This is a genomic window from Streptomyces lincolnensis (assembly GCF_001685355.1).
In the GTDB taxonomy this organism is placed as follows: Bacteria; Actinomycetota; Actinomycetes; order Streptomycetales; family Streptomycetaceae; genus Streptomyces; species Streptomyces lincolnensis.
In genome coordinates this window covers 7,546,748-7,572,826 of the sequence record NZ_CP016438.1, presented here as the reverse complement: position 1 = coordinate 7,572,826, position 26,079 = coordinate 7,546,748, and the positions used below count along the sequence as shown (strand labels likewise).

The window sequence follows — 26,079 nt, the reverse complement described above, 5'->3', positions numbered from 1 at the left end:
TCCGAGGGAGACGTCCAACGGAGATGATTCCGAGGGGTGTTTGTTACGTTACGACCGGTTCTTACCGGGCTCACACCGGAATCATCACCTCCGCCGCCGCGCCGCTCACCGGGCCCGCATAGCGTCCGGTGCCGTGCTCCTGACAGACAGACAGTTGTCGGCACCCGGCCGGCGCCCCCTGCCGTCGGTGCCCGCCACCCCGGAATCCCCCGCGCAGTGGCACCGCGTCCTGACCCTGCTGGCCGACATCAGCCTCTTCATCGGCACCCGGACGGTGTGGACCCAGGCGGCGACGCATCGGCCGCTCCTGGCCGGGCTGATCTCCCTGTGCTACGTCTCCGTCCTGGGCTGCGGGGTACTGGCGCTGGTGGTGCGCCGGGAGCGGTCGCTGGCGCGCGTCGACCTGTGCGTGTTGGTGACCGCGGTGACGCTGGTGCTGTGCACCTGGGCCCTGAACCACGGCGGTTCCGACGAGGCGGCCCTGACCACCCAGGCCGCCCGGGAACTGGTCGCCGGACACCCCGTCTACAACCATCCGTGGCCCTGGCTGTTCGGGCGGAGCGTCGCCCTCACCCCGACCGTGACGGGCGGCTACGACTACACCTACGGCTATCCCCCGCTGGCCCCGCTGCTGACCGCGCCCCTGCTGTGGCTCGGGCACGGCGGCGCCCCGGCGACGGTGGTGGCCACGGGCGCGCTGGTCGTCGGCGCGGTGCTGCTGTGGCGGCTGCTGCCCACACCGTGGCGGTCGACGGCGACCATGGTCTGCCTCGGCTTCGGTTTCCTGCCCACGTACGGCCGGCTCGGCTACCCCGCGATCCTGGCGCTGGCCCTGCTGGTGCCGGTGGTGGTCCGCTGGCCGCGGATCGGGCGGGGCGGGCTGCTCGGCCCGGCCGGGACCGCGCAGGCGGCATGCCTGGGCGCGGCCTGCGCGGCGCAGCAACTGCCGTGGTTCCTGGCGCCGTTCCTGCTGGCCGGCGTCTACGCCGTACGGCGCGGGGAGCTGGGCGCGCGGGCGGCGGCCCTGGTGGTGCTGCGGATCATCGGGATCGCCGTCACCGTATGGCTGCTGATCAACACGTACTTCATCGTGAGCGAGCCGGTCTCCTGGCTGAAGGGGATCGCGCTGCCCCTGACCCAGGGGGCGGTGCTGCACGGGCAGGGCCTGGTGGACGTCTCGCTGTACCTGACGGACGGCAGTGACCGGCTGGACTGGTACTCCCACGCGAGCGTGCTGTTGCTGGCCGGGCTGCTGGCGGCGTTCGTGCTGTTCGTACGGCGGCTGGGGCCGGCGGCGACCGTGCTGCCGTGGCTCGCCTTCTATCTGGCGACGCGCTCCCAGGACGGCTACTTCCTGATGATGACGCCGCTGTGGCTGGCGGCGGCGGTCACCGCACCCGCGTCGGAGTTCGCCGGGGCCTGGCAGCCGCGCCCCCGCCCGCTCCCGGGCCCGCACCGGCGCCCGGCGCGGATCGCCGCGGCGGCTCTGGTCCTGGCCCCCGCCCTGGTGTGCGCCGTGCTGGCGGTCACCGGTTCACCGCCGCTGCACACCCGGCTCACCTCGGTGCGGGCCGGAAAGCACGCCCTGTCCCGGCTGACCGTCCAGGTGACCAACACCGGCGACGACGCCCTCACCCCGCACTTCACGCTGACCCGGGGCCAGGGCATGTACCCGTACTTCGAGGTGCTGCGGGGTCCGGCCACGCTGGCCGGGCACGCCACGGCGACGTACGAGCTGAGGCCTCCGCTGGGGGCGTACGCGCTGCCGCATCCGGGTCAGCGGGTCCGGCTGCGCGTCTTCACTCCCTCGCCGCAGACGCTGTCGAGCTCCTGGATCACACTGCCGACCGCTTGAAGCGGAGGGTGGTGGAGACCATGGTCAGGCCGCGGATCATGCCGAGCTGGTTCCAGCCCATGCCGAAGTGGTCCCGGTCCACCGAGAACTCGGCGTCGAGCGTGACGGAGTCCGCGTCCGAGTCGCGCACCTGGGCGGTGAAGGTCTGGGGCCTGCTGATGCCGCGCGCGGTCAGCTGGCCGATCACGTAGACCGTGTCGCCGTCGCGGGGTTCGGCGCTGCGGACCGCGAAGGTGATCTGCGGGTGGTTGTCGGCGTCGAAGAAGTCGGCGCCGCGCAGGTGGGTGTCGCGCTTGGCGTTCTTGGTGTCGAGGGAAGCGACGTCGAGGGTCAGGGAGCCCACGACGGACCCGTCGGACCGCACCTCGCCCTGTCCGTCGAAGGCGGAGAAGGCACCCTTCACGGTGACCAGGCCCCACATCGTCTTGTGCCGCAGGGCGACGGTGGAGGCGGTGCGGTCGAGCTGCCAGGTTCCGGTTTCGACGGCGACGGTCATGATCTTCACTCCTGTAGTACAAATTTGGATGACCCCGTGCGTTCCTCAAGCTAGCCGATAATTCAAAATTGGACAACGGGTAGACTCGAATCCATGGCCGATCTCCCCGAATGCCCCTCCATGTCCGACGGCCTCCTGCCGGCCGAGCTGTACGCCTGGATGGTGATGCTGGCGTCGACGAACGCCGCGGAGCAGGAGCTGCACTCCGTCGTCAAGGAGCGCCTGGGCGTCTCGCACGACGAGTTCCTGATCCTGTGCCTGCTGGCCGGACAGGCCGACACAGGTCTGCGCATGACACGGATCGCGGAACTCCTCGGCCGCCCCAAGACCCGGCTGACCTACCAGATCGCCTGCCTCCAGCACGCCGGTCTCATCACCCGCAAGTCCGTGTGCGGCGACAAGCGCGGCGTCGAGGTCGCCCTCACCGACAAGGCCCGGCAGCAGCTCAAGGAGGGCTCCGAGGTCCTCGCGGCGACGGTCAAGCAGGCCATCGCCCGGTTCATGGGCCCGGAGCAGCGCGCGGCGATGTGCGCGCTGATGCCCGAGGTCGCCTCCGGGGTCGCTTCCGATGCCGCCGACGATGCCGTCGAGGCGTCCGTGGCGGAGTAGGCCCCGATGATGGGCGGCACGGCTCCGGGTACCCGGCCCGTGTCCGCGCCGCCCACCGCCGGAGGGGTTCATGGGCATCCAGGACCTGCCCGCTCCCGTCGTCCTCCGCCCGGACAGCGCGCCGCCGCCGAACACCGCCGCCCTGGATGAGCGCGCTGCACGAGCCCGTCGACGGCGAGGTCCGCTTCGACGCCGGCAGCCGGGCCGCGTACTCGACGGACGCCTCGAACTTCCGCCAGACACCGATCGGGGCGGTCGCGCCCGCACCCCCGAGGCCGCCGCGGAGGCGGTCGCCGTGGCCCGCGAGCATGACGTGCCCGTGCTGTCGCGGGGCGGCGGGACCAGCCCTGGCCAGGCAGTGCGCCAACACGGCCGTGGTGACTCCTGGCGTCGGCGCTGCGGGGTGCGGATGGGGTCGGCGGTGCCGACAGCTCCGACGGGGGCGCGTCACAGGGGCCGACGGCACCCACCCCACCCCACCCGGCCTCCCGACCAGGGCACTCACCCTGACCGGAGCCGGGCTCGCGGGCGTGGCGGCGGTGACGGTCGCGGCGGAAGCACTACGACGACTGCGCCGCTGATCCGACCTGGCGGCCCGCGCACCGGGGGGCGAAGCGAGGAGCTCTCAGACCGGGGAGAGAAACACGACGATGTCCGTGTCCGCGCCCGGCAGGAACTCCGGCTCCCGCCAGCCGCATTGGCGGTAGAACGCGAGGGTGTCGTGCGCCTGGTCCCAGGTCATCAGCCAGGCCCGGCCGCCGGGAGCCACGGCGGTGATTCCGGACAGCAGCCGACGGCCGAGGCCGGTGCCGCGGGCCCGCTCCCGCACGCCCAGCTCGTCGATCTCGAAGGCCCCCACCAGCAGCCGATCGACCCGGTCCGCACCGAGCGCCGCGACGACCTTCGGGTAGGCGCGGTCGGTACGGAACGGGGCCCGGGTGATCCAGCCGGTGACGAACCCATCCACCCCGCCATCGGAGGACCGGGCCACCAGAGCACGGAACCCGGGGCGGCGGACATCGGCCTCCAGCCGCTCGCGGAACTCCTTCCCGGTCTCCTCCGCGTCCCGCGGCTCCCAGGGTGGCGCGGTGAAGATCTCGACGTAGGCGTCGGTGAGCTCGTCAGCGACGGTGAGGACGTCCGGGCCGAAGTGCCGCATGGGACACGGCCTCCTTGTTCGACGTTGTTCGAGGTTCGACAGTGATACGAGGCAGCCAACACCCCGCCCTCACCTGTGTCTTCGACCCCCTGCCGGTGGCGGCGGCTCCGTTTCCGTAGGCTGTACGGCGTGACAGCCCGCGCACAGCGATCCGCCGCGCCCTCGCCCCTCGGGCGGTGGCGGGTGCTGCTCGTGCTCGGGGTGCTGGCCGGGCTGCTGGGTATGCACGGTCTGGCTCCGGTGGGCGCCGGGCATGAGCACGCCCCGTCAGAGCACCGGGCGGCCGGTGTCAGCACCGTCCAGGACGGCTGTCACGGGGACGGCGGAGGCGGGCTTCACCACGCCGATCCGACCTGCAAGGCGACCGCGGTGAGCGGCGGCCCCGCACTGCCCGCCCTCGCCCCCGACGCGATGGCCACCCGTGTGCACGCCGACGCCGTGCACACACACCCGGCCACGGCCCCGGACGGCGCCCGCGCTCCACCGTCCCTGGCGGAACTCCAGCTCCTGCGGATCTAGAGAGCACGCCGCACCGCGCCCCGCACACCGGCGACGCGGTGCCCCTCGGCACGTCCGGACCCATCCGGATCCATCCGGGCGCTCTCCATTTCACCGCTTTCGCACAGCAGGAGTTCCACCATGCGCAAGAACCGCAGCACGACCCGCCGCGTCACCGCGGCCGCCGTGGCCGTCACCGCCGCCCTCCTCCTCGCCGCCTGCGGCAACGACGGGGACAGCTCCCACGAGGGCGGGCACGGCTCCTCCTCGTCCTCCCCGTCGCCGTCGGCGAGCGCCGCGGCCGACGCGCACAACGCCCAGGACGTCTCCTTCGCGCAGGGCATGATCCCGCACCACCGGCAGGCCCTGGAGATGGCGAAGCTCGCCACCGGCCGGGCCTCCTCCGACCAGGTCAAGGACCTCGCAGCACGGATCGAGAAGGCGCAGGACCCGGAGATCAAGACCATGAGCGGCTGGCTGACGTCCTGGGGCGAGGAGGTCCCGGCCGGCTCCATGCCCGGCATGGACCACTCCGGCGGCCACTCCGGGATGCCCGGGATGATGTCCGACAAGGACATGGCCGGCCTGGAGAAGGCGTCCGGCAAGGACTTCGACTCCATGTTCCTGACGATGATGATCGAGCACCACGAGGGCGCCGTGGACATGGCCGGAACCGAGAAGAAGTCAGGCCGCTACGACCCCGCCACTGCCATGGCCGACGACATCATCACCGCGCAGACCGCCGAGATCACCGAGATGAACAAGCTCCTCGGCAAGAACTGACGGACGTAGGAGAGCGAGAGGGAAAGGGAGAGGGGGCCGGTCCGCCAAGGCGCCGGCCCCCTCCACCTCCGCCACCATCCCCGCCCGCGCCCGCATCCGCGCCCGCCCCTGACCACCCCCAGGTCACCCCCGTTTCACCACGGCTTCACCGTCCCCGCGGACGATCGACGAGGCCCTCTTCGCGACACAGCAGACTTGGGCTGTTCGTTTTCTTGAACCATTCGTGTTTATGGGGGTAGGTTGGCCCCATGACTTCGCCCCAGCCCCCGACCAGCGCTGATGAGCTGCGCGGTGCCGGCCTGCGGGTGACGGCCGCCCGCGTCGCTCTGCTCGAAACCGTCCGGGCCGGTGACCACCTCGGAGTCGAGGCGATCGCCGCCGGTGTGCGCGACCGGGTCGGCCACATATCCCTTCAAGCGGTGTACGAGGCCCTCCACGCACTGACCGACGTGGGTCTCGTCCGCCGTATCGAACCGCCCGGCAGCCCGGCCCGGTTCGAGGGACGCGTCGGTGACAACCACCACCACCTGGTGTGCCGGTCGTGCGGTGTCGTCGTGGACGTCGACTGCGCGGTCGGTCACGCCCCCTGCCTCACCGCCGCCGACAACCGCGGCTTCGCCGTCGACGAGGCCGAGGTCATCTACTGGGGCCTGTGCCCCGACTGTTCCCCCGCCCGCAGTTTTTGAGCACGTGATCCACCTGGTACGGAAGGACTCCCATGTCTGACAACCACGACGCCGTCGTCACAGACCAGAAGCCTCAGGAGGCCGGCGGCTGCCCCGTCGCACACGGACGCGCCGCACACCCGACCCAGGGTGGCGGCAACCGCCAGTGGTGGCCGGAGCGGCTCAACCTGAAGATCCTCGCCAAGAACCCCGCCGTGGCGAACCCTCTCGGTGAGGAGTTCGACTACGCCGAGGCGTTCAAGTCCCTCGACCTCGCCGCCGTGAAACGCGACATCGCCGAGGTCCTGACCACCTCGCAGGACTGGTGGCCGGCCGACTTCGGCAACTACGGCCCGCTGATGATCCGTATGGCCTGGCACAGCGCCGGCACCTACCGCATCAGCGACGGCCGCGGCGGCGCCGGCGCCGGCCAGCAGCGCTTCGCGCCGCTGAACAGCTGGCCGGACAACGCCAACCTGGACAAGGCCCGCCGTCTGCTGTGGCCGGTCAAGAAGAAGTACGGCCAGTCCCTCTCCTGGGCCGACCTGATGGTCCTCACCGGCAATGTCGCGCTGGAGCAGATGGGCTTCGAGACCTTCGGCTTCGGCGGCGGCCGCGCCGACGTCTGGGAGGCCGAGGAGGACGTCTACTGGGGTCCCGAGACCACCTGGCTCGACGACCAGCGCTACACCGGTGACCGCGAGCTGGAGAACCCGCTCGGCGCGGTCCAGATGGGCCTGATCTACGTCAACCCCGAGGGCCCGAACGGCAACCCGGACCCGCTGGCCGCGGCCCGCGACATCCGTGAGACGTTCCGCCGCATGGCGATGAACGACGAGGAGACCGTCGCCCTCATCGCCGGTGGCCACACCTTCGGCAAGACCCACGGCGCCGGCCCGGCCGACCACGTGGGCAACGACCCCGAGGCCGCCTCGCTGGAGGAGCAGGGCCTGGGCTGGAAGTCCACCTACGGCACCGGCAAGGGCGGCGACACCATCACCTCCGGTCTGGAGGTCACCTGGACCGCCACGCCGACCCAGTGGAGCAACGGCTTCTTCAAGAACCTGTTCGAGTACGAGTACGAGCTCACCCAGAGCCCGGCCGGCGCGAACCAGTGGGTGGCGAAGGACGCCGAAGCGATCATCCCCGACGCCCACGACGCGTCGAAGAAGCACCTCCCGACGATGCTCACGACCGACCTGGCGCTGCGCTTCGACCCGATCTACGGCGAGATCTCGCGCCGCTTCTACGAGAACCCCGACCAGTTCGCGGACGCCTTCGCCCGCGCCTGGTTCAAGCTGACCCACCGCGACATGGGCCCGAAGTCGCTGTACCTCGGCCCGGAGGTCCCGCAGGAGACCCTGCTGTGGCAGGACCCGCTGCCGGCGGCCGAGGGCGAGGCCATCGACGCCGGTGACATCGCGGCCCTCAAGGCCAAGCTGCTCGACTCGGGTCTGACCGTCTCGCAGCTGGTCTCCACCGCGTGGGCGTCCGCCTCCACCTTCCGCGCCAGCGACAAGCGCGGCGGTGCCAACGGCGCTCGTATCCGCCTGGAGCCCCAGCGCGGCTGGGAGGCCAACGACCCCGACCAGCTGGCCACGGTGCTGCGCGCCCTGGAAGGCGTCCAGCAGGAGTTCAACGCGGGCTCCGGCGCCAAGAAGGTCTCCCTCGCCGACCTGATCGTCCTCGGCGGTGCCGCCGCGGTCGAGCAGGCCGCCAAGGAGGCCGGCTTCGAGGTCCAGGTGCCCTTCACCCCGGGCCGTGTCGACGCGACCGAGGAGCACACGGACGTCGAGTCGTTCGCCGCGCTGGAGCCGACCGCCGACGGGTTCCGCAACTACCAGGGCAAGGGCAACCGCCTCCCGGCCGAGTACCTGCTGCTCGACAAGGCCAACCTCCTGAGCCTGAGCGCTCCCGAGATGACGGCCCTGGTCGGCGGTCTGCGTGTCCTGGGCGCGAACCACCAGGAGTCGCAGCTCGGCGTCTTCACCGCGACGCCCGGTTCCCTGACCAACGACTTCTTCGTCAACCTGCTCGACCTGGGTACGACGTGGAAGTCGACGTCGCAGGACCAGACGACCTTCGAGGGTCGCGACATCGCCACGGGCGAGCTGAAGTGGGCCGGCACCCGTGCCGACCTGGTCTTCGGCTCGAACTCCGAGCTGCGCGCGCTCGCCGAGGTGTACGCGAGCGACGACGCCAGGGAGAAGTTCGTGACGGACTTCGTCGCCGCCTGGGCGAAGGTCATGGACCTCGACCGGTACGACCTCGTCTGAGACTGCCAGTGACACCACGCCCGGGTCGCCCTCAGGGGCCGGCCCGGGCGCTGTCGTACCTCACCGCCCGGCCCCGGCACGCAGCCCGCGCCGCATCGCACCGATCGCCTCACCGATCATGCGTCGGCTGACCTCCGCGTCCTGAACGGCCGCCGAGGCGTGGAACGTGCCCGGAAACAGGTGGAGCTCGGTCGGTACGCCGGCCCGGACGAGCCGGTGGGCGTAGTCCAGTCCCTCGTCGCGCAGCGGGTCGAACTCGCAGACGGACACGTAGGCGGGCGGCAGCCCCGCGAGGTCCTCGGCCCGCGCGGGCGCGGCGCAGGGGGAGACGCCCTCGCCGCCCCGCCGTCCGGGCCCGCCGAGGTAGTGGTCCCAGATCGCCTCCACGTCACCCCGCCGCAGCCCCGGGGTGTCGGTGAACGCCCGCATCGACGGCGTCCCGAGCCGGTCGTCCAGCGCCGGATTCCCCAGGTACTGAAAACACGGTGCCGGACCACCCCGGTCCCGCGCCAGCAGGGACAACGCCGCCGCGAGTCCACCGCCGGCGCTGTCACCGCCCACGCCGACGCGCGCCGCGTCGACACCCAGCCCGGCGGCGTGTTCCACCGTCCACACGAAGGCGGCGTACGCGTCCTCCAGCCCGGCCGGAAACGGATGCTCGGGCGCCAGCCGGTACTCCACGGACACGACGACGGCCCCCGTCTCCGCGGCGAACACGGCACATCCTCCGTGGGACAGCTCCACACTGCCCAGACAGAACCCGCCCCCGTGCAGATACACCAGCGCCGCCCGGGGCCCGTCCGCGCCCCGCGGGGTGTAGACCCGCACCGGCACCCGACCCGCCCCCTGCGGACCGGCCGCCGTCGACTGCCTCACCTCCACCGGAACCGCCGTCTCCCCCTCGGGCATCGCGTCGAGAATCCGCGACTCCACCGCCCGGGCCTCGGCCACGTCACGAAAGGGCATCCCGGGAAGCAGCTCGGCCCAAGGGGCCAGTTCGGGATCAATGGCGTAGGCCATGTGCTCTCCGCTCCTCCTCGCTCGGACCGGTCGGGTGTGCGGATACGGATGCCCCGGCCCGCGTCTCCCACACGGCCGGCCGCGACACCGCGGTCATGCGGCCGGTGAAGCCGAAGCCCGAACAAACGCGTAACCCATGGGTTACGCTTTTCGTGTGGACGAAGTGAGCGAGGTGGCCGAGGCGATCGCCGATCCGGTGCGCCGGGAGATCCTGCTCATGCTCCGCCACACCCCGCTGACGGCCGGAGAGATCGCGGCCCGGTTCACCATCAGCCGGCCCGCGGTGAGCCGCCATCTGCGTGTACTGCGTGAGGCCGGCCTGGTCCGGGACGAGCAGATCGGGCGCCACCGCCGGTACTCGCTCATGCACGACCGGCTGGGCCACCTCACCGCATGGCTCGCCCTGTTCGACGTCCGGCGGCCCGGCTGGTCGCAGCGTCTCGCGGCGCTGGACACCGAGGTCCACCGGACCCGCAGGGACCGCTCACGGGCCGAGCCCGACCACCCATCGCATACCGCGCCCCACTCCAGGGAGGACACGGCATGACCCCTGAACCCACCGGGCAACTCGTCCCCACGCCGTCCGGATACGACCTCGTTCTCACCCGTACCTACCGCGCCTCCGCCGACGACGTCTGGGCGAGCGTCACCGAACCGGAGCGCACCGCCCGCTGGTTCGGCCCCTGGCGCGGAGAGGCCGGGCCGGGCCGTACCGTCGAGGTGCAGATGGCGTTCGAGGAGTCGGCACCCTGGTGTCCGATGCGGATCGAGGCCTGTGAGCCGCCGCGCCGGCTCGCCGTCTCGATGGAGGACGAAGCCGGCTTCTGGTCACTGGAGTTGCTACTGGCCGAGACGGCGGGTGTCACCGAGCTCCGGCTGATCCACCACCTCACCTCCACGGAGCCCCTCGGCACGACCGGCCCCGGCTGGGAGTACTACCTGGACATGCTCACCGCGGCCCGTGAGGGCAAGCCCCAGCCCGACTTCGAGGACTACTACCCGGCGCAGAAGGCGTATTACGAGTCCCTGGCCTGAGACGTCCACGTCCCCGACCTGAGACGTCCCTGGCCCGAGACGTCCCCGGCCGGGAGGCCGGTGCCGCCGGGTTCAGCCGGCCCGGCGGGGGCGGCCGACCGGGGTGGGTGCCACGCCGAGGTGTTCGAGCAGGAGCCCTTCCCGGGTGGACCAGGGGCAGATCTCGACGCTCGTGGCCCCGCAGGCTTCCATGAGCGCCTGGGCGATCAGGGCTCCGGCCAGGGACTGCTCGGCGCGGTGCCGGGAGATGCCCGGCAGCTTGGCCCGGCGGGCCGGTGCCGCGTCGGCCAGCAGGGAGACCGCCGTGTGCAGTCGGGGCAGGGTCAGCCGCCGTCTGGTGCGGGGTGTCCTGCTCTGGGCGGCGGCGAGCCGGGCGAGCTGTTCGAAGGTCTTCGAGCAGGCCAGCACCCGCACTCCCGGCTCGGCCCGCGGCAGGTCGGGTACGGCTTCCAGGGACCGGCGGAGGTGCTCAAGGATCTCTGCCAGGGACCGCCGGGACGGCACCGCGCCGCCGGGAAGCCAGTCCCGGGTGATCCTGCGGGCGCCCAGCGGCAGCGAGTGGACGACGCGGGGCTGCTCCCCGGTGCCGGAGGCGATCTCCACGGTGCCGCCGCCGATGTCCAGGACCAGCAGCTTCCCGGCCGTCGGGCCCGCCCACTGGCGGGCGGCCACGTAGGCCAGCCGCGCCTCCTCCTCGCCGGGCAGCACGCGCAGGCGGGTGCCGGTGGCGCGGGCCACGCGCGCGATGACCTCGTCGCGGTTGGGCGCGTCCCGGATGACGGAGGTCGCGAACGCGAACACCTCCGGTCCGCGCGGACGCGTGTCGGCGTCGACGGCCTCGGCCACCGCCCGCTCGACACTCTTCATGCCGGCCTTGTCCAGACGGCCCTTGCGGTCGAGGGTCTCGTGCAGGCTCAGCCGCACCTTGCGGGAGAACACCGGCTCCAGCACCGCACCCGGACGCCGCCTCACCACCGTCAGCAGAGCACTGTGACACCCGACATCGAGCACCCCTGCCTGCCGCATCCCGTCTCCTCCTCTGGTCCCACGCTCGACCCGACCGGTTCCTTCTCGCACCCTCCGACACCCCTCGACGACAGCACGCCGGGATTCCCGGCCAGCGTGCAAGCATATCGTCACCACGCGTGCACCCTCCGCCCCCGGCCCACGCGCACCCTCCGCCCCGGCCCACGGGTTCCTCGTAGCCGTACGCGCGGACCAGGTCGTTGCATCCGGAGATTCCCCCGCTCCGCGGTCGTACGGACGTCGGCCGGACCCGCCGCGAGCACGGCCCGGCCCTTGGAGGGAGAGAACGATCGGGGGAGAAAAGTCTCCCTGCCACGGGCGTCACCGGCGGTGCCAGACTGCCGGGCATGACCGGCAGCGGCTGTGATCCGCACGGTCGTCCAGGTCCTGCGGCGACGACGGTCCCGCCTCCTGCCGTGCCGCTGTGCGCGGCGTGATCCGTCCGCGATGCGAAGGCTTACCCATGTCCACTGAAGTCCCCGAGTCTGCCGTTCCCCCCCCCGCCGAAGCCGGCGAGTCCTCGTCGGCCCCCAGCCGGCGCACCTTCATCGCCACCACCGGCGCGGTCGGCAGTGCCGTCGTCGCGGGCGGTGTGATCGGGGGGACCCATCTGCTCGGCCCGGAGAAGGCGGCCGCCGCCGACACGTCACCCTCCAGCCGTGTGTCCCTGACGGTCAACGGCACCCGCAGGACCGTGACGGTGGACAACCGCACGTCGCTGCTGGATCTGCTGCGCGAGCATTTCGACCTGACCGGCTCCAAGAAGGGCTGCAACGCGGGGGCCACCGGCCGCGTCGTCCACCCCGACCCGGCCCTGTGGGCCCACGGCGTCATCTCCCCCGACCGGACCGAAGCCGTCTTCGCCCTCGCCTCCATGGCCACCCCGACCACCGCCCACCCCGGCACGCTATGACTGCCCGGCCTCACCCCCGACGCCACCTACCACCTGCGCCCACTGCCTCCGGCCGACCGGGCCCCCGGCATGGAACGCGGAACCCCCGCCTGGTGCACCGAGGACGGCATCACCCTGCCCGGCACCGTCCTGGAACACGTCGGCATCCAGATCCCCACCCTCCACCCCGAGCAGCTCCTCCTGCTCCACGTCACGAGCGGCCCTCATTCGGACGTTCAAAGTCGCGCGGGCCAGTGACGAACTCGACGCTGAGACCATGCCTACAGCCTCAACCGACAGCACGACGGTCGCCCTCACCAAGGGGGGCGCCTCGCTGGTCGACCTGCTCGTCGACGTTCCCGAGGTGCGGATCGTCGTCACGGGCCCCCGGATGCTCATCGACCATCTGGTCCTGCTCACCACGCTCTCCCCGTTCGACGGCTGCACCGTGCACCGTGTCCAGGAACTCGCCGACAACCTGGAGGGGACCATCCACTGCGGCCTGGTCGGCGTTCAGCCCGCGGAGATCGACGTCGCGTCGAACCGCTCCGGTGTGCTGCTCCGGATCGGCCTCGGCCCCGCGAGCATGTACCAGAGCGAGCTGGCCCTGCGGACGAGGACCGGTGAGACGCTTCGCGCGCTGATCGGCCGACTGCTGACCGACGACCCCGCGCGCCCGTTCTTCGCGGGCCTGTACGGCGTCCCGGCCACCGGCCACCTCGAACACCGGCATCCGGCCGCCGACCCACCCACTCCACCCAGTCACGACCACCACGAGCACCACGACCACCAGGGCGGAGGCAGCGGCCATGGACATCCGTAAGAGCGCCGTCGACCTCACCGACCAGGAGCGGGACCGGTTCCTGGAAGCCCTCATCCGCCTCAAGCACCGACCGGCGCCCGCAGGCCCCGCGGGCGTGAGCGTCTACGACCAGTTCGTCGCCCTGCACACCGCGGTCATGACCGTCCTACCGCCAGGCTCTCCCCCGAGCCCGCCGGTCAACTACGCCCACTGGAACATCGGATTCTGCGCCTGGCACCGCCAGTACGTCAGACAGTTCGAAAAGGCGCTCCAGGCCGAGGTCCCCGGCGTCACCGTCCCGTACTGGGACTGGACCGACCACCAAGGCGCCGTCACCAAGCTGTTCACCGGCGACTTCCTCGGCTCCCTCGCCTCGGGTCCCCCCGCGCCTCTGCCCGACAGCGTGCTGCGCAACCCGGTCCCACCGGCCGAGCGCCCGGCCTGGTGGCCGACGGACATCGCGGAAGCGACGGGCTACGCGATCCATCCGCTCCTGGAGGAAGGCTTCGGGACACGCCTGGCCAGGAGAAAGGGCGCACAGGCGTGGCCGCCCGGGAAGGCCCAGATCGCCCAGCTCGAACAGCTCGTCCTGCAACAGCCCGGCGTCCACCCCTTCTGGTACTTCTGGGCGGCTCTCGAAGAGGGCTTCATGGCGCGGGACGACAACGGCGCGCAGGTGTACACGCCCACCCACAACACCGGGCACAACTTCATCGGCGGACACATGTCCCGCGGCTTCTCGCCCAACGACCCCGTCTTCTGGCTCCACCACGCCAACGTGGACCGCCTGTGGGCCACCTGGCAAACCCGACGCCTCACCACCGTCCCCGGCTCCAAGCCGAAGGACCACTACCCCCCGCCACAACAACTCTCACCGTTCACCGGCGAAGCCCAGCCACCCGGCCACGGCCTGAACGACAAGATGTGGCCCTGGGTAGGCACGACACCGGGTTACGACACGGACCAGACGCCCCAACTGAAGGCGCTCCTACCCGACTTCACGGGCGCCGAGGCCGTGACCGTCCTGGATGTGCTGGACACACAGACCATGGACGGCGAGGGATACGACTACGCGACGCCTTGATCACCTGGCCGGGCCCCTCCTGACGCATCAGGCAAACCGTAGGTCAGGAGCCCTTGGTGGCCGACGCGGCACTCGTCACCGTTGGTCAGGGGCGGCCCCTCCTACGAACAGGAAGGGCCCCTGAGCATGGCCGTGCCCGTGTACGTCAGCGGCTACGCGGGCTCCAGCACGGGCCTCGCGGGGAGCCCGCCGTTCTTCTCGCAGCGCAGTTCCTTGGCCATGGCCAGTGAGAAGGAGTGGGCCACGGTCGCGTAGGCGTCCTTCAACGCCTCGACGTTGCCCTCAGGCTCCGTCGGCATGCCCCAGCGCTCCACGCCGATGGCGACGTGAGCCGCAGTCGTCGAGTTGGGGAACCTGTCGCTCCGGCACGCGAACCGGACCGACGCCCTGTTCGCCGCCGCCAGGGTGCGCTCCCCCATATCCAGCACGGTGAAATCCGGGGCCGGAGTTCCCGTTGGGGGGCCGTCATCCAGCCCCCAGGTGACTCGGATCGCGAAATCCGCCGTATCGTCGGCCGTGTATATGCGGCAGACGTCGTCGCGTCCCCCGGTGGCGACCGGAAACGCCTCGACAAGGTCCCTCGCGGCCCACGCGACGGTGGACTTCTCTGCCGTCGTCCCGAACCGCGACGACCCCGTGATCACCTTCAGCGCCTTGGACGCTCGGGCGGACACAGCGTCGCCACCGCACAGTTGCGTCCCCGCCAGAGCCTTGTCGGCCGCCTCCTCGTCTCCGTCCCCACCACAACCGGTGGCCCCGAGAGACAACAAGCCGGCCACGGCCGTGGCAAGGAGCCCAACGCGCACCGGCCTACGATTGATCACTATCCGCATCCTTACGTGTCCTCGGCCGCCGGCCTCAGCCGGTCTCCGGGCGGTTGCCCTGCTGGTTCTCCCGGTCGTTGCCGACCCCGTAGCCGATCACCATCGATTCGCGAAGGTCCTGCACGAACGTGCTGTTCTCGGGGTCCGCGACATGCCGCCTCAGAAACTCCTCCATCGGTGCCTCGGCCAGGGCCTCACCGGCGGAGAAGATCGTCATTCTCTCCTCATCGGTGAGCTCCTCCACCTTCTTCTTGTGCTCATCCACCGATTTCTCGGACATATCGCCGACCATCTGACCGACGACCTGCTCGGCCGCGCCACCGGCGGTATCCGCCGCCAGCGGGATGAGCACCAGAGCGCCAAACGAGCGTCATGACCAACAGTCCATCCCTCGTCTTCGGGCGGAACAGGCCGGCCCGACCAGCTCGCCCGCACGAGCTCGCTATCGCTCACTCCGGACGCAGGCTCGGACATCATGACCCGCGCCACTGCTCCGGCCGCCATTCCCTCCAGCCCACAGCACCCCGCCCCCACGCCGAGCGACCTGTCGGGCGTGGTCTCCGAGGACCTCGCGCTGTACCGGAGAAGTTCCGGCGCCGTCTGCCGGAATCGCTGGACCAGCTGCACGGCCCGACCCAAGGGGTCGTGAAACCACCAAGGTGCACGCGCTGGAGACCGCCCCGCTGTCGGCCCGCTTCACCGTGACCGACCCGGCCACCGGGCGGGTATGCGAAGTCGACGTCCTCAAGGAGCCCCCCCCCGGGAGATGGACCAACCGTGTCTGGTCGACTACCGGCAAGGTGTCCGGCCGCCCGGACATGCCGGCGGCCGGACCGGGTGTCACACGCTCACACGCGGAGCGTCACGCACTGGCGCAACAGCGGTTCCAGGCGCAGTTGGACGTCTTCACGGTCGAATACCTGAAGAACGTCTAGGCAGTTGACGATCCACCGCGCCTCGCCCTCGTCCTCGATCTTGAGCGCCACAGCGGTCACCGCGCCCTCCAGATCGAACGGGTCGCCCTTGAACTCATCATCGAGGGCCCCGTATCCAGCGGCAAGCAGCGGGGCCACGTGCACCCGGTCGCCTCGACGAAGGCACTGGCTTCGGCCCGGTCCGCGCGGACGTCTGCCAGGCGACGCAACACTGGCCTCGGCTGTTTCGTCGCGGTGATAGAGCGTGCGTCCAGGCCGGGGTGCCCTCGGCGAACACCAACGCAGGAGGGCGGCGGATTCATCCCGCCGCGATGATCAGGGTGGTGATCAGGTGATCACCGAGGTGGTGATCAAGGTCCCGCCCGAGTTTCACCTGCAAAGCAAGGTTTCGAACTCTTTACCAAAGGATTTCAGGCAACCTCTTGCGCATCGGCGGATCAGCAGCCGATATTCATCCAACGCAACCGAATCAACTCGTGTTGACAACACGAGTTGATACTTCCAGAACCCAGCCCCCGAGCCGAAGGAGGGTCTGATGGCAACTCGCCGCGACGTGGCGCGCCTGGCGGGCACCTCCGAGGCCCTGGTCAGCTACGTCCTCAACAACGGCCCCCGCAAGGTCGCCCCCGCCACCCGCGAGCGGATCCTCGCGGCGATAGACGAGCTCGGCTACCGCCCCAACGCGGTGGCCCGGTCCCTGAAGACCTCGCGGACCATGACCTTCGGGCTGGTCGTGCCCGACAACTCCAACCCCTTCTTCGCCGAGCTGGCCCGCGTCATCGAGGATGTCGGCTTCGCCTCCGGCTACACGATGCTGCTGGGCAACGCGATGGGTGACGACGCCCGCGAGGCGACGTACATCCGTACCCTGCTCGACCGGCAGGTGGACGGGCTCATCGTGGTCCCGATCCACGGCCCGCACAGTTGGGTCGCGGAGCTGTCCGAGCAGACGACCGTGCCCCGGCTGGTGCTCGACCGCGAGCTGGAGCTGCCGGGGGCGACACAGGTGCTCACCGACAACGAGGGCGGCGCGTACCAGGCCACCTCCCATCTACTCGCTCACGGCCGGCAGCGGATCGGGTGCATTGCCGGGCTGGAGGGCGTGCATCCGACGGTCGACCGGGTCGCGGGCTGGCGCCGGGCCCTCGTCGAGGCCGGGCGGGATCCGAAGAGCGCGTCGCTGACGCATGTGCCGTTCGGACGGGCCGACGGGTACCGGGCCGGCCGGCGGATGCTCGCGGAGGCGGGGCATCCGGACGCGCTCTTCGTGGCGAGTGACGAGCAGGCCATCGGCGTCCTGCGCGCCGCCGCCGAACTGGGACTGCGCGTCCCCGACGACGTGGCGGTCTGCGCCTTCGACGGTATCGACGGCAGCGAGTACACGGTGCCCGCGCTCACCACCATGCAGCAGCCCTTCGACGAGCTGGGCCGCTCGGCCGTCGAGTGGCTCCTGGCCAAGATCGCCGACCCCACCCTCCCGGTACGGCGCATCACCCACCCCACCACCCTGATCGCCCGCGGCTCCTGCGGCTGCCCGGACCTCGCCGGGGCGACTCGATGATCGGCGAGCGCTTATAGCGACGGCGGGCGAGCGGGCAGAGCGGGTGACCGGTCACGGCTCCCGGCTCGCACCGAAATGCCCGACGGTACGCCGCGTACATCCCGTACGACTCGTACGACCCACCTGATCCGTACGACGGACTACGGCCTCACCGTGCGCCCCCGGCTCACCTGGCCCCGACCTCAAACTCGGCCCCCGGTCCCGGACTTACGGACTCCCAGACTCCCGGTCTCCGACCCAGCCTCCCCCGGCCTCGGAGTGCGGGCCACCCCCCGCGCCCCGCGCGGACCCCACGCCACCCCGTTTTGACGCAATGACGCGACGAAAGGCACTCCCATGAACACCAACGTCACCGCCGACTCCGGCGCCGCCGCCAACCGCACCGCACGCAGAGTCCGTTCCGCCACCGCTGTCGCCGCCGCCGCGACGATGCTGCTGGTGGTGGCCGGTTGCGGCCGGGGCGGGGACAGCTCCGACAGCGGCAGCAAGTCGGGCGAGGCGAAGATCGCCATCGTCACCCGGAACTTCACCAACCCCTACTGGGCGGCGCTGCGCGACGGCGCGATAGCCGAGGGCAAGAAGCAGGGCGTCAAGGTGGAGGTCCAGGCGGGCGCGTCGGAGACCGACAGCACGGGTGAGAACGCCAAGATCTCCACCCTCGCGGGCCAGGGCTACAACTGCTTCGGCGTCGTACCGGTCAACGCCACCAACGTGATCACCCCGCTCGTCCCGGTCGCCCAGAAGAAGATCCCGATCCTCAACCTGGACACCCAGATCGACGCGAACGCCTCGAAGCAGGCCGGGGTGTCGTACGCCTCGTTCATCGGCTCGGACAACCTGTCGGCGGGTCAGCAGGCGGGCGAGGGCCTGCTGAAGCTCATGGGCGGCAAGGGCGAGGTGGCCATCCTCCAGGGCATCGCCGGTGAGCAGAACGGCATCAACCGCCAGAAGGGCTTCACGGAGAAGGTCGCGGGCAAGCTGGACATCGTCGCCACCCAGCCCGCCGACTACGACCAGGCCAAGGGGCAGACGGTCACCGAGGCCATCCTCAAGGCCCACCCGAAGATCACCGGTATCTTCGCCGCCAACGACACCATGGGTCTGGGCGCCGCGCAGGCGGTCCGCAACGCCGGCCTGACCGGCAAGGTCTCCATCATCTCGGTGGACGGCATCAGCGCCGCGCTGGAGGCGGTCAAGGCGGGCACCCTCAGCGGCACGATCTCCCAGTACCCGTATGCCGAGGGCCAGTTGGCCGTGCAGGCCTGCATCGACCTGGTCGCCAAGAAGAAGGTGCCCAGCCGGATCGTCGCCCCGATCGCCCTGATCGACTCCACCAACGTGGACAAGGCGATCAGCTCCGTCCCGCAGCCGTTCGTCCCGTTCGAAAACCCGCTCTCGGCCGGGAAGTGATCTGATCATGGCTGACACTCAGGCGCCGGGCCGGCTCGGCCTGGACTTCTCGGTCGAGGCGGCGGCACGCTACGCCGCCCCGATCGGGCTGGGCGTGGTGTTCCTCATCTTCTTCATCGCCACGCCCGACTTCCTCACGACGTCCAACATCAGCGACCTGCTGGTGTCGGCCTCGATCCTGCTGGTCCTCGCCATGGGCCAGCAGCTGGTGGTCACCGTCGCCGGTATCGACCTCTCGGTGGGCTCCAACCTGCCCTGGTCGGCGGCGGTCCTCGGGTACGCCTACACCAGTGGCTGGGGACTGACCGTGTCCGTCGGCCTGGCCCTGCTGGCCGGGCTGGCGGTGGGCGTGGTCAACGGTCTGCTGGTGGCCCGGCTGAACATGACCGACTTCATCGTCACCCTCGGCTCGCTCTCCGTGGTCAGCGGTCTCACCCTGCTGCTGACCAGCGGCAACACCGTCCCCGTGAACTCGGACTTCCTGCGCGCTCTGGCGATCAACGGCATCGGCCCGGTGCGCTGGTTCTGGGTACTGGCCTTCGTGGTGGCCGTGCTGGTGGGCTTCCTTCTCTACCGCACCCGTACCGGCACCTATCTGCTGTCGACCGGCGGCAACATCGAGGCCGCGCGGGGCGTGGGCATCCACGTCAACCGTATCCGGCTGATCGCGTACGCGAGTTCCGGGCTGGCCTGCGGGGTCGCGGCCGTGCTGTTCGTGGCCCGCACGGGCGGCGCCGACCCCAGCCTCCAGACCGACCTGCTGCTCAGCTCCATCGCGGCGGTGGTCCTCGGCGGGTCCAGCCTGTTCGGCGGGAAGGCCTCCGTGTTCGGCACGGTGACCGGCGCGTTGCTGCTCCAGAGCCTCATCAACGGGTTCACCCTGCTCGGCATCTCGCAGTACTACCAGCCCATCGCGGTCGGCACCGTCGTACTCGGCGCGGCCTTCATCTCCCGGTTCCAGAAGTAGGAGAAGCCAGCCATGACGGACACTCCGGCCCGTGTGACGGGCACATCCTCCGCCGCCCCGGCCGCCACCCAGAGCGCCGCCTCGGCCAGTCAGGTCGTCTCGCCGCTCGTGGAGATCACCGGGCTGCACAAGTCCTTCGGCGCGGTCCAGGCGCTCCAGGGCGTGGACCTGAAGCTGGCCCCCGGCGAGGTCACCGCGCTCCTCGGCGACAACGGCGCGGGCAAGTCCACGCTGGTGCGCTGTCTGACCGGTGTGCACCCGCAGGACGCGGGCGAGATCCGCTTCCGGGGCGAGCAGGTTCGGTTCCACTCCCCCGACGACGCCCGGCAGTTGGGCATCGAGACGGTGTACCAGACCCTCGGCCTCATCGAGGACCTCCCGGTCTGGCAGAACCTCTACCTCAACCACGAGCTGACCAGCGGCTTCGGCCCGTTCCGGGTGCTGGACAAGAAGTCCATGATCGCCCAGAGCAGCGACATCCTGTCCCGGCTGGACGTGAACGTGCCGAACGTACGGGCCACCGTGCGGCGGATGTCGGGCGGTCAGCGGCAGTGCATCGCCATCGCCCGCGCGGCCAACTGGGGCCGCACCCTGGTCATCATGGACGAGCCGACCGCAGCGCTGGGCGTCCGGGAGACGGCGGCCGTGGAGGAGCTCATCGCCCGGCTCCGCGAGGCCTCGGTGACCGTGCTGCTGATCAGCCACGACATGGCGCAGGTGCTCCGGGTCGCCGACACCGCGTACGTACTGCGCCGAGGCCGAACCGCCGCGCGGCGGACCGTCTCCGCCACCACGGGTGACGAGCTGGTCGGGCTGATCACCGGGGCCGTGCAAGGGGACGCGCATGCCTGAGGCCGTGCCGGGTACGTCACCCCAGGTCGTGGTGATCGGCTCGGTGAACATCGACCACGTCGTCGTCGCCGACGCCTTCCCCTCCCCCGGCGAGACCCTCCTCGGCCGTACCGCGTACGTCACCCTCGGTGGCAAGGGCGCCAACCAGGCGGCCGCGGCGGCCTCCGGAGGCGTTCGTACGGCGATGATCGCCCGGGTGGGCGAGGACGCCGAGGCGGACCGGGCCCGTGCCCGGCTGGTCGCCGGCGGAGTGGACGTCGAGGCGGTGACCACGGTGCCCGGCGCCGAGACCGGTACCGCGTGGATCACCACGGCGGCCGGCGACAACACCATCGTGGTGGTCGCCGGCGCCAACCACCAGTGGCCCTCCGAGGGTGACCCCACCGAGGGCCTCGGGGCTCAAGCAGCCGTCGTACTGGCCCAGTTGGAGATCCCGCTGGACGTCGTCCGCCGCGCGGCGGACGCCTGCCGGGGACGGTTCCTCCTCAACGCCGCCCCCGCCGCCGAACTCCCCGACGACCTGATCGTCCGCTGTGACGTGCTCATCGTGAACGAGCACGAACAGGCGGTGGTGTCAGGCCAGTTGGCGACGGACAAAGATGCTGAGGTCACGCCGGACGAAGCGTCCGTACGGAAGGCGCACGACGCGCTGCGCGCCCGGGGTGCCAAGGCCGTGGTCACCACCCTGGGCGAGGCGGGCGCCATCGTCACCGACGCCGACGGCGTCTCCACGGCGCTCCCGGCCGTCCCCGCGACCGTCGTGGACACCACGGGCGCCGGTGACGCCTTCGCCGGAGTGCTCGCCGCCCGGCTCGCCGCCGGTGACTCGCTCCTGGACGCCGCACGCCTCGGCATCGCCGCGGGCTCCCTGGCCGTACGGGTCTCGGGTGCGCCCCAGCAGTACGCCGGCCTGGCCACGCTGCGCGCCCTCGCCCCCACCACTCCCCCTACCGAAAAGGACTGAACCCGTGCAGCGCAAGGGCATCATCCACCGCGAGCTGGCCGGGCTGATCGCCGGTCTCCGCCACACCGACACCTTCGTGATCAGCGACGCCGGGCTCCCCCTGGCACCCGACACCCCCGTCGTGGATCTCGGCTACCGGTACGGCCAATCCCCGTTCCTGGACGTCGTCCAGACCGTGCTCAACGAGATCGTCGTCGAGCACAGCTGGGTGACCGACAAGATCCGCGAGGTCAACCCCACCGTCCACACCGGCCTGCGCTCCTTCGGGCTCGACCCCGAACCCATCGACCACGACGAGTTCAAGGCCAGGGTCCGGGACGTCAAGTTCGCCGTACGGACGGGCGAGGACACCTTCTACGCCAACGTGCTCCTCCGCGCGGGGGTCCCCTTCACCCCGTGACAGCCGCCTGCGTGACGGGCAGCCGGACCTGGAGGGAGGAGAACCGTGTGGTCGGGGCGGCGTTCTGGTTGTCGTCGCTGTGCAGTTCACGACGCAGCCCCGCCTGGCCCGAGCTTGCGCCCGTTCCGGCGCAGCGTGAGCTTCATCGTTGGTGCACCTTTTCCATGTCTGTTCAGTGAGGGTTCTTCAGGGTGGCCCCGGATGGGTGACGACCGGGCCGTAGGCAACGGACAGGGCTCATGTGCCGTTGAGAGAGGTGTCTAGGTCTCAACTCTCCAGCTCAGGAGCCCTGTTGGTCCCGTATCCTGCCGCACTCGACCTGCCGCACGCACTCGTGGAGTGGGTGACGATGCTGATCGTCACCCGGGAGGGTGACCGGCGCTGCAAGCTCCGACCGTCCGCGCGTGCGGTGCTCGCTCTGTCGTACCTGCGCCGACATGACCCCCTGGCTCAACTGGCCCAGGGTTTCCGCATTTCTGTCGGCACCGCCCACACCTACGTCACCGCTGTCATCGAACACCTCGCGGACAAGGCGCCGGGCCTGCTGAAGGTCCTGCGCGAGGCAGACCCCGACTATGTTCTCCTGGACGGCACGCTCGCCGAGTGCGACCGGGTCGGCGACGGGTGCGCGGACTATTCGACCAAGCACAAGCGGCATGGTGTGAACGTGCAGGTCATCACGGACCCGGGGGGCCGGACGCTGTGGCTCTCGCCCGCCCTGCCCGGACGCACACACGACCTGACCGCGGCCCGCACACACAAGATCGTCAGGATCTGTGAGCGCCAGGGCGTCCCCGTCCTTGCCGACATGGCCTACATCGGCGCAGGCGAGTGGGCCACCACCCCCAGGCGCCTGCCGCCCCAAGGCGAACTCACCACAACCGAGCAGACGGTCAACCGGGCCCTGGCCGCCGCTCGCGTACCCGTCGAACGAGGCATCGCCCGCCTGAAGTGCTGGCGAATCTTCCGTCACGCCCGGACCGCATGACGTCAATCACCAAGGCCGTCCTCATCCTGGAGCGGCACCGCTGAAAAGGCTCAGTGAGCTTCTGATGTTTGTCACGCACAGGGCCAGTCGCGACAGCCGACCCGTGACAACGGTGTCTGAGCCCTCAGCTCGGGAAGCTTGGGTCATCTACCGATGGTTGCTGGGCTGATCGGCGGTGGAGCGGTGCCGGGTGCCTGGCCGACGGCCGACTCGCTCCCCGGTAACCCCCGTGATTCCCCGCAGGGTCCGGCACGGGTATGGCACACCTCAGTTGCACATTCACCGCTCCTTACGGAGCAGCTTGGCTATGCAGCTCGATTTTGGCGGCACGGACGAAGCGTGTTTCTTCCTCACCGAATCGGCCAACGGCATCCAAGTACGAGCTGCTGGAGATCGGAGCACCAGACCTCCATCCCTCCAGGAGGGCTCCGAACTCCTCGTCGTCCAGAGACTCGGGTGGCAGCGCGCTCCGGGCCTCGCGGCAGGTCCGTTCCGCTGCCCGGGCACCATGAGCATCCTGCCCACCTGGTTCATTGGGTCCTGAGGAGCTGCTGGAGCGGTGACGGCTCAGATCGGCCAGCGCCTGCATGAGCTCTACAGCGGCAGCGCTCACGCTTGGTGATTGATCATTGGCTATTCGGCCGACTTTACCCTGAGGTGGATTTTCGATCCCTTCTTGCCGCGGTCGGTCGGATTCGGTCCCGTCAGCTGCCCCCTTTGAGGGCGCGGACGCCGACGGAGTCGATCGCACACCGCGACCAGTCCACCCCGCCCTGGGAACCACGTTCGTCCAGGACCAGGCGGTGGAGCTTGGCCCACACCCGGGCCTCGGTCCACTCCGTGAACCGGCGGAATGCGGTCACGCCCGACAGGCCGAAGCCGGGCGGCAGTTGGTTCCAGGTGCAGCCCGAGGTGGCCACGAAGGTGATCGCGGCAAGCACCTCGCGGTCCCCTCGCCGACGATGCCCTCCGCCCTGCGGGCGGACTGGTGCCGGCGGCACCACTCGCTGAAACAACTCCCACAGGTCTTCCGGCGCCAACCGCTCGACAAGCGCAGCAGTCATGACCCCAGACTGCCGCAAGATCACGCCAACTGAAATCGCGTCTAAGGATGTGCTCCCAGTACGACCTACACCCGATCCGGCTCCGCGCTATCCGCACCGGGTGACATGAGGCAGGACCGGCCTGCGATCTCTCACTGCGGTGACCGAGAAGGGGTGCGGCCAGCTCGCTCAGAGCCGGGTTAGCAGCACCCCTTCCGCACCTGACAACCAATCAGAACATGCGTCAAACCTGCGCCGCATGCGTCAAACGTGCGTCAAGATACCGCCCGTAACGCCCACAGCGCACATAACGCACACCACCAAAAACAGCAGGTCAGGAGCCCTTTGCGGCAGGCTCAAGGATCGCCACGCACTCCATGTGATGCGTCATCGGAAAGATGTCGGCCTGGACGGAAGCAGGGAAAACCGCAGGTCAACCATGGTTTTCCCGTCTCACCGACCGCCTCACAGGGGCCATGAGCGTCAAACGAGCGTCACGGCGGGCGAACCCCTCCCCGCTCTGCCCCTCCCCCGCCAGATCCCCGAGCAATCTGGACCTGGACATCAGACCGTCCCCGCCAACGGGCCTCAATCAGGAATAATCGACCCTATGTCGCTCTCCGAAGCCGCCGCACTCGCCCCGGGCGTCGCCGACCCGTACCGGATTAAGTTCGTCCGGCGGCTGCCCGGCTCCCTGGACGAGCTGCGCGGGCCGATGCACGGGGTGGTCGAGCTGCCGCTGACGGTGGCCTGGTCCGGGCTGCGCTCCTTCGACCTGGACCGGCCGCGGCTACGGATGGGCCTGTACCGCACGGTGCTGTCCGAGGGCATGCGCGAGGACCTGTGCCGCTTCCTCGACGCCGACCTGCTCATCGAGCTGTGGCCGACTCTGCGCACCCTGATCGGCACGGCCGTCCGCGACGCCTGGGAGGGCGCCTTCCCCGAACTGCGTGAAGCCGGCCGGGCCACCGCCGCGTGAAGAAGCCACCGATGCCGGAGCTGCACGCCCGGCTCCTCGAAGACGTCCTCGCCCTCGGTTCGCCCTACCCGCTGGTGCTGACCGGCGGCTACGCCGTCCAGGCCCACCAGCTCGTCGACCGCCCCAGCCAGGACCTGGACGTCGCCACCCAGAACCCCGCCCCCATGGCCGACATCGCCCACTACCTGGTCGACGGTCTGACCCGGCTCGGATGGCGGGCCGAGACCATCGAGGTTTCCCCGCTCTCCGCCCGTTTTCTGGTCACCGATCCCGACAGCGGTCAGGAGTGCGAGGTCGACATCCTCAAGGAGGTCTTCTGGCACCCCACCGTCCCGACCTCCTACGGTCCCGTCCTGTCCGAGCAGGACGTCATCGGCACCAAGGTCCGCGCCATCGCCGAACGCGGCGCCGCCCGCGACCTCATCGACGTCTACGCCGCCTCCCACCGCTGGACCACCACCGACTTGGAAGAATTCGGCCGCCGCCACGCCCGCCCCGACACCCTCTTCGGCCCCGCCGAACTCCAGGCCCGCCTGGCTGGCGCCGACTGGATCGACGACACAGAGTTCGCCGCGTACGGACTCGACGAACAGACCATCGACGACCTGCGCACCTGGGCCCGCGACTGGTCCGATGCCATGGCGCGCCGGGCCGCGGCCGAGAACGCGTACGGCAAGGAGTCCGGCGAAGCAGGATCCGTACAGGAAGATCCGTACGACAGGTTCGACCCGGACGAGTACGAGAACTGAGTTCTCGACCCGCCTAGCGCCGCCGAAGGCGCCTGTCCAGCAGCCACGCTCCGGGCGTGGGCGCCCGAACCGTGCGGGATCTCCCTACCGGGTGCTGACGGCGGCTCGCGCGCGGACACCCCACCGGTCCGGGCCTCTCTGGAGAGCAGGCAACCCGCGCCAGCGCATGGGCCTGTACCTCACTGTCCTGCACGAGGACCTGCTCGA

General features: G+C 70.4%; 25 protein-coding genes and 4 pseudogenes. 21 read left to right on the top strand and 8 right to left on the bottom strand.

Translation table 11 applies throughout. The features are described from left to right. Positions 1-133: 133 nt before the first annotated feature. Positions 134-1,855 carry a hypothetical protein gene (locus tag SLINC_RS33615; RefSeq protein ID WP_375141504.1) on the top strand — a complete coding sequence of 574 codons (1,722 nt, stop codon included), beginning with the start codon at positions 134-136 and terminating at the stop codon, positions 1,853-1,855. Here SLINC_RS33615 and SLINC_RS33610 read toward each other — a convergent pair. Then, positions 1,836-2,351 (bottom strand): YceI family protein, encoded by a 516-nt coding sequence (locus SLINC_RS33610; protein ID WP_067445974.1) that lies wholly within the window; start codon positions 2,349-2,351, stop codon positions 1,836-1,838. The two genes, SLINC_RS33615 and SLINC_RS33610, sit on opposite strands and share 20 nt — an antisense overlap. A 93-nt stretch (positions 2,352-2,444) precedes the next feature. Here SLINC_RS33610 and SLINC_RS33605 point away from each other — a divergent pair, with 93 nt between their 5' ends. Next, positions 2,445-2,960: a MarR family winged helix-turn-helix transcriptional regulator gene (locus SLINC_RS33605; protein ID WP_067441205.1), complete on the top strand. Its 516-nt coding sequence runs from the start codon at positions 2,445-2,447 to the stop codon at positions 2,958-2,960. A gap of 625 nt (positions 2,961-3,585) precedes the next feature. Here the strand turns inward: SLINC_RS33605 and SLINC_RS33600 are convergent. Beyond that, positions 3,586-4,119 carry a GNAT family N-acetyltransferase gene (locus tag SLINC_RS33600; protein ID WP_067441201.1) on the bottom strand — a complete coding sequence of 178 codons (534 nt, stop codon included), beginning with the start codon at positions 4,117-4,119 and terminating at the stop codon, positions 3,586-3,588. 129 nt (positions 4,120-4,248) lie between these two features. Between SLINC_RS33600 and SLINC_RS33595 the strand changes: the two genes are divergently transcribed. The 4 genes from SLINC_RS33595 to katG all read left to right on the top strand — a co-directional run bounded on the left by SLINC_RS33595 (position 4,249) and on the right by katG (position 8,341). Then, positions 4,249-4,638 carry a DUF6153 family protein gene (locus SLINC_RS33595; protein ID WP_182449232.1) on the top strand — a complete coding sequence of 130 codons (390 nt, stop codon included), beginning with the start codon at positions 4,249-4,251 and terminating at the stop codon, positions 4,636-4,638. A 120-nt stretch (positions 4,639-4,758) separates the two neighbouring features. Continuing rightward, positions 4,759-5,400, top strand: a complete 642-nt coding sequence (locus SLINC_RS33590; RefSeq protein ID WP_067441197.1) for a DUF305 domain-containing protein — start codon at positions 4,759-4,761, stop codon at positions 5,398-5,400. Between the two features lie 248 nt (positions 5,401-5,648). Further along, entirely contained in the window at positions 5,649-6,086 is a 438-nt protein-coding gene (locus SLINC_RS33585; protein ID WP_067441194.1) for a Fur family transcriptional regulator, read from the top strand. Between the two features lie 32 nt (positions 6,087-6,118). Then, the gene (gene katG / locus SLINC_RS33580; RefSeq protein WP_067441192.1) at positions 6,119-8,341 is read left to right on the top strand and encodes a catalase/peroxidase HPI; all 2,223 of its coding nucleotides are present in this window, start codon (positions 6,119-6,121) and stop codon (positions 8,339-8,341) included. A gap of 60 nt (positions 8,342-8,401) precedes the next feature. Here the strand turns inward: katG and SLINC_RS33575 are convergent, their stop codons facing one another. Next, positions 8,402-9,361, bottom strand: a complete 960-nt coding sequence (locus SLINC_RS33575) for an alpha/beta hydrolase (RefSeq protein ID WP_067441189.1) — start codon at positions 9,359-9,361, stop codon at positions 8,402-8,404. A 154-nt stretch (positions 9,362-9,515) separates the two neighbouring features. On the opposite strand from SLINC_RS33575, the gene SLINC_RS33570 reads away from it, so the two are divergent. Further along, on the top strand, positions 9,516-9,908 hold the full coding sequence (locus tag SLINC_RS33570; protein WP_067441186.1) for a metalloregulator ArsR/SmtB family transcription factor: 393 nt from the start codon (positions 9,516-9,518) through the stop codon (positions 9,906-9,908). Further along, a complete protein-coding gene (locus SLINC_RS33565; protein ID WP_067441183.1) occupies positions 9,905-10,396 on the top strand; it encodes an SRPBCC family protein in 492 nt (163 codons plus the stop codon). The genes SLINC_RS33570 and SLINC_RS33565 overlap by 4 nt, the downstream gene beginning before the upstream one ends. A 72-nt stretch (positions 10,397-10,468) precedes the next feature. On the opposite strand, the gene SLINC_RS33560 is transcribed toward SLINC_RS33565, so the two are convergent. After that, complete coding sequence (locus SLINC_RS33560) at positions 10,469-11,422, bottom strand: Ppx/GppA phosphatase family protein (RefSeq protein WP_067441180.1); 954 nt, start codon at positions 11,420-11,422, stop codon at positions 10,469-10,471. 463 nt (positions 11,423-11,885) lie between these two features. Between SLINC_RS33560 and SLINC_RS33555 the strand changes: the two are divergent. From SLINC_RS33555 to SLINC_RS33540, 4 genes and pseudogenes are all read left to right on the top strand, one after another. After that, positions 11,886-12,212: pseudogene (locus SLINC_RS33555) on the top strand (CoxS/CutS family dehydrogenase iron-sulfur subunit); the annotation flags it as partial. A gap of 192 nt (positions 12,213-12,404) precedes the next feature. After that, positions 12,405-12,572, top strand: a complete 168-nt coding sequence (locus SLINC_RS48185) for a hypothetical protein (protein ID WP_159425381.1) — start codon at positions 12,405-12,407, stop codon at positions 12,570-12,572. A gap of 19 nt (positions 12,573-12,591) precedes the next feature. Continuing rightward, positions 12,592-13,137: a hypothetical protein gene (locus SLINC_RS33545; RefSeq protein ID WP_067441174.1), complete on the top strand. Its 546-nt coding sequence runs from the start codon at positions 12,592-12,594 to the stop codon at positions 13,135-13,137. Beyond that, positions 13,124-14,200, top strand: coding sequence for a tyrosinase family protein (locus tag SLINC_RS33540; protein ID WP_067441172.1), 1,077 nt, complete (start codon positions 13,124-13,126; stop codon positions 14,198-14,200). Before SLINC_RS33545 ends, SLINC_RS33540 begins: the two co-directional genes overlap by 14 nt. A 152-nt stretch (positions 14,201-14,352) precedes the next feature. On the opposite strand, the gene SLINC_RS33535 is transcribed toward SLINC_RS33540, so the two are convergent. From SLINC_RS33535 to SLINC_RS47585, 3 genes and pseudogenes are all read right to left on the bottom strand, one after another. Then, positions 14,353-15,033 (bottom strand): hypothetical protein, encoded by a 681-nt coding sequence (locus tag SLINC_RS33535; protein WP_079164864.1) that lies wholly within the window; start codon positions 15,031-15,033, stop codon positions 14,353-14,355. Between the two features lie 25 nt (positions 15,034-15,058). Continuing rightward, positions 15,059-15,382 (bottom strand): annotated as a pseudogene (locus SLINC_RS33530) (hypothetical protein); the annotation flags it as partial. A 490-nt stretch (positions 15,383-15,872) separates the two neighbouring features. After that, positions 15,873-16,097 carry a hypothetical protein gene (locus tag SLINC_RS47585; protein ID WP_152038980.1) on the bottom strand — a complete coding sequence of 75 codons (225 nt, stop codon included), beginning with the start codon at positions 16,095-16,097 and terminating at the stop codon, positions 15,873-15,875. 397 nt (positions 16,098-16,494) lie between these two features. Between SLINC_RS47585 and SLINC_RS33520 the strand changes: the two genes are divergently transcribed. From SLINC_RS33520 to SLINC_RS33490, 7 genes and pseudogenes are all read left to right on the top strand, one after another. Further along, the gene (locus SLINC_RS33520) at positions 16,495-17,520 is read left to right on the top strand and encodes a LacI family DNA-binding transcriptional regulator (protein WP_067441164.1); all 1,026 of its coding nucleotides are present in this window, start codon (positions 16,495-16,497) and stop codon (positions 17,518-17,520) included. Between the two features lie 336 nt (positions 17,521-17,856). Then, positions 17,857-18,930: a sugar ABC transporter substrate-binding protein gene (locus tag SLINC_RS33515; RefSeq protein ID WP_067441161.1), complete on the top strand. Its 1,074-nt coding sequence runs from the start codon at positions 17,857-17,859 to the stop codon at positions 18,928-18,930. Positions 18,931-18,937: 7 nt separating this feature from the next. After that, positions 18,938-19,897 carry an ABC transporter permease gene (locus tag SLINC_RS33510; protein ID WP_008736101.1) on the top strand — a complete coding sequence of 320 codons (960 nt, stop codon included), beginning with the start codon at positions 18,938-18,940 and terminating at the stop codon, positions 19,895-19,897. Between the two features lie 12 nt (positions 19,898-19,909). Next, positions 19,910-20,749 (top strand): ATP-binding cassette domain-containing protein, encoded by an 840-nt coding sequence (locus SLINC_RS33505; RefSeq protein ID WP_079164862.1) that lies wholly within the window; start codon positions 19,910-19,912, stop codon positions 20,747-20,749. Then, on the top strand, positions 20,742-21,713 hold the full coding sequence (locus SLINC_RS33500; protein ID WP_067441158.1) for a ribokinase: 972 nt from the start codon (positions 20,742-20,744) through the stop codon (positions 21,711-21,713). Before SLINC_RS33505 ends, SLINC_RS33500 begins: the two co-directional genes overlap by 8 nt. Positions 21,714-21,717: 4 nt before the next feature. Continuing rightward, the gene (rbsD, locus tag SLINC_RS33495; protein ID WP_030042307.1) at positions 21,718-22,113 is read left to right on the top strand and encodes a D-ribose pyranase; all 396 of its coding nucleotides are present in this window, start codon (positions 21,718-21,720) and stop codon (positions 22,111-22,113) included. A 292-nt stretch (positions 22,114-22,405) separates the two neighbouring features. Continuing rightward, positions 22,406-23,145 (top strand): annotated as a pseudogene (locus SLINC_RS33490) (transposase). A gap of 604 nt (positions 23,146-23,749) precedes the next feature. On the opposite strand, the pseudogene SLINC_RS33485 reads toward SLINC_RS33490, so the two are convergent. Beyond that, a pseudogene (locus SLINC_RS33485) lies at positions 23,750-24,165 on the bottom strand (transposase); the annotation flags it as partial. A 589-nt stretch (positions 24,166-24,754) separates the two neighbouring features. Here SLINC_RS33485 and SLINC_RS33480 point away from each other — a divergent pair. Then, positions 24,755-25,123, top strand: a complete 369-nt coding sequence (locus tag SLINC_RS33480; RefSeq protein ID WP_067441154.1) for a hypothetical protein — start codon at positions 24,755-24,757, stop codon at positions 25,121-25,123. A gap of 11 nt (positions 25,124-25,134) precedes the next feature. Next, complete coding sequence (locus SLINC_RS33475) at positions 25,135-25,872, top strand: nucleotidyl transferase AbiEii/AbiGii toxin family protein (protein WP_079165200.1); 738 nt, start codon at positions 25,135-25,137, stop codon at positions 25,870-25,872. Positions 25,873-26,079: the final 207 nt, after the last annotated feature.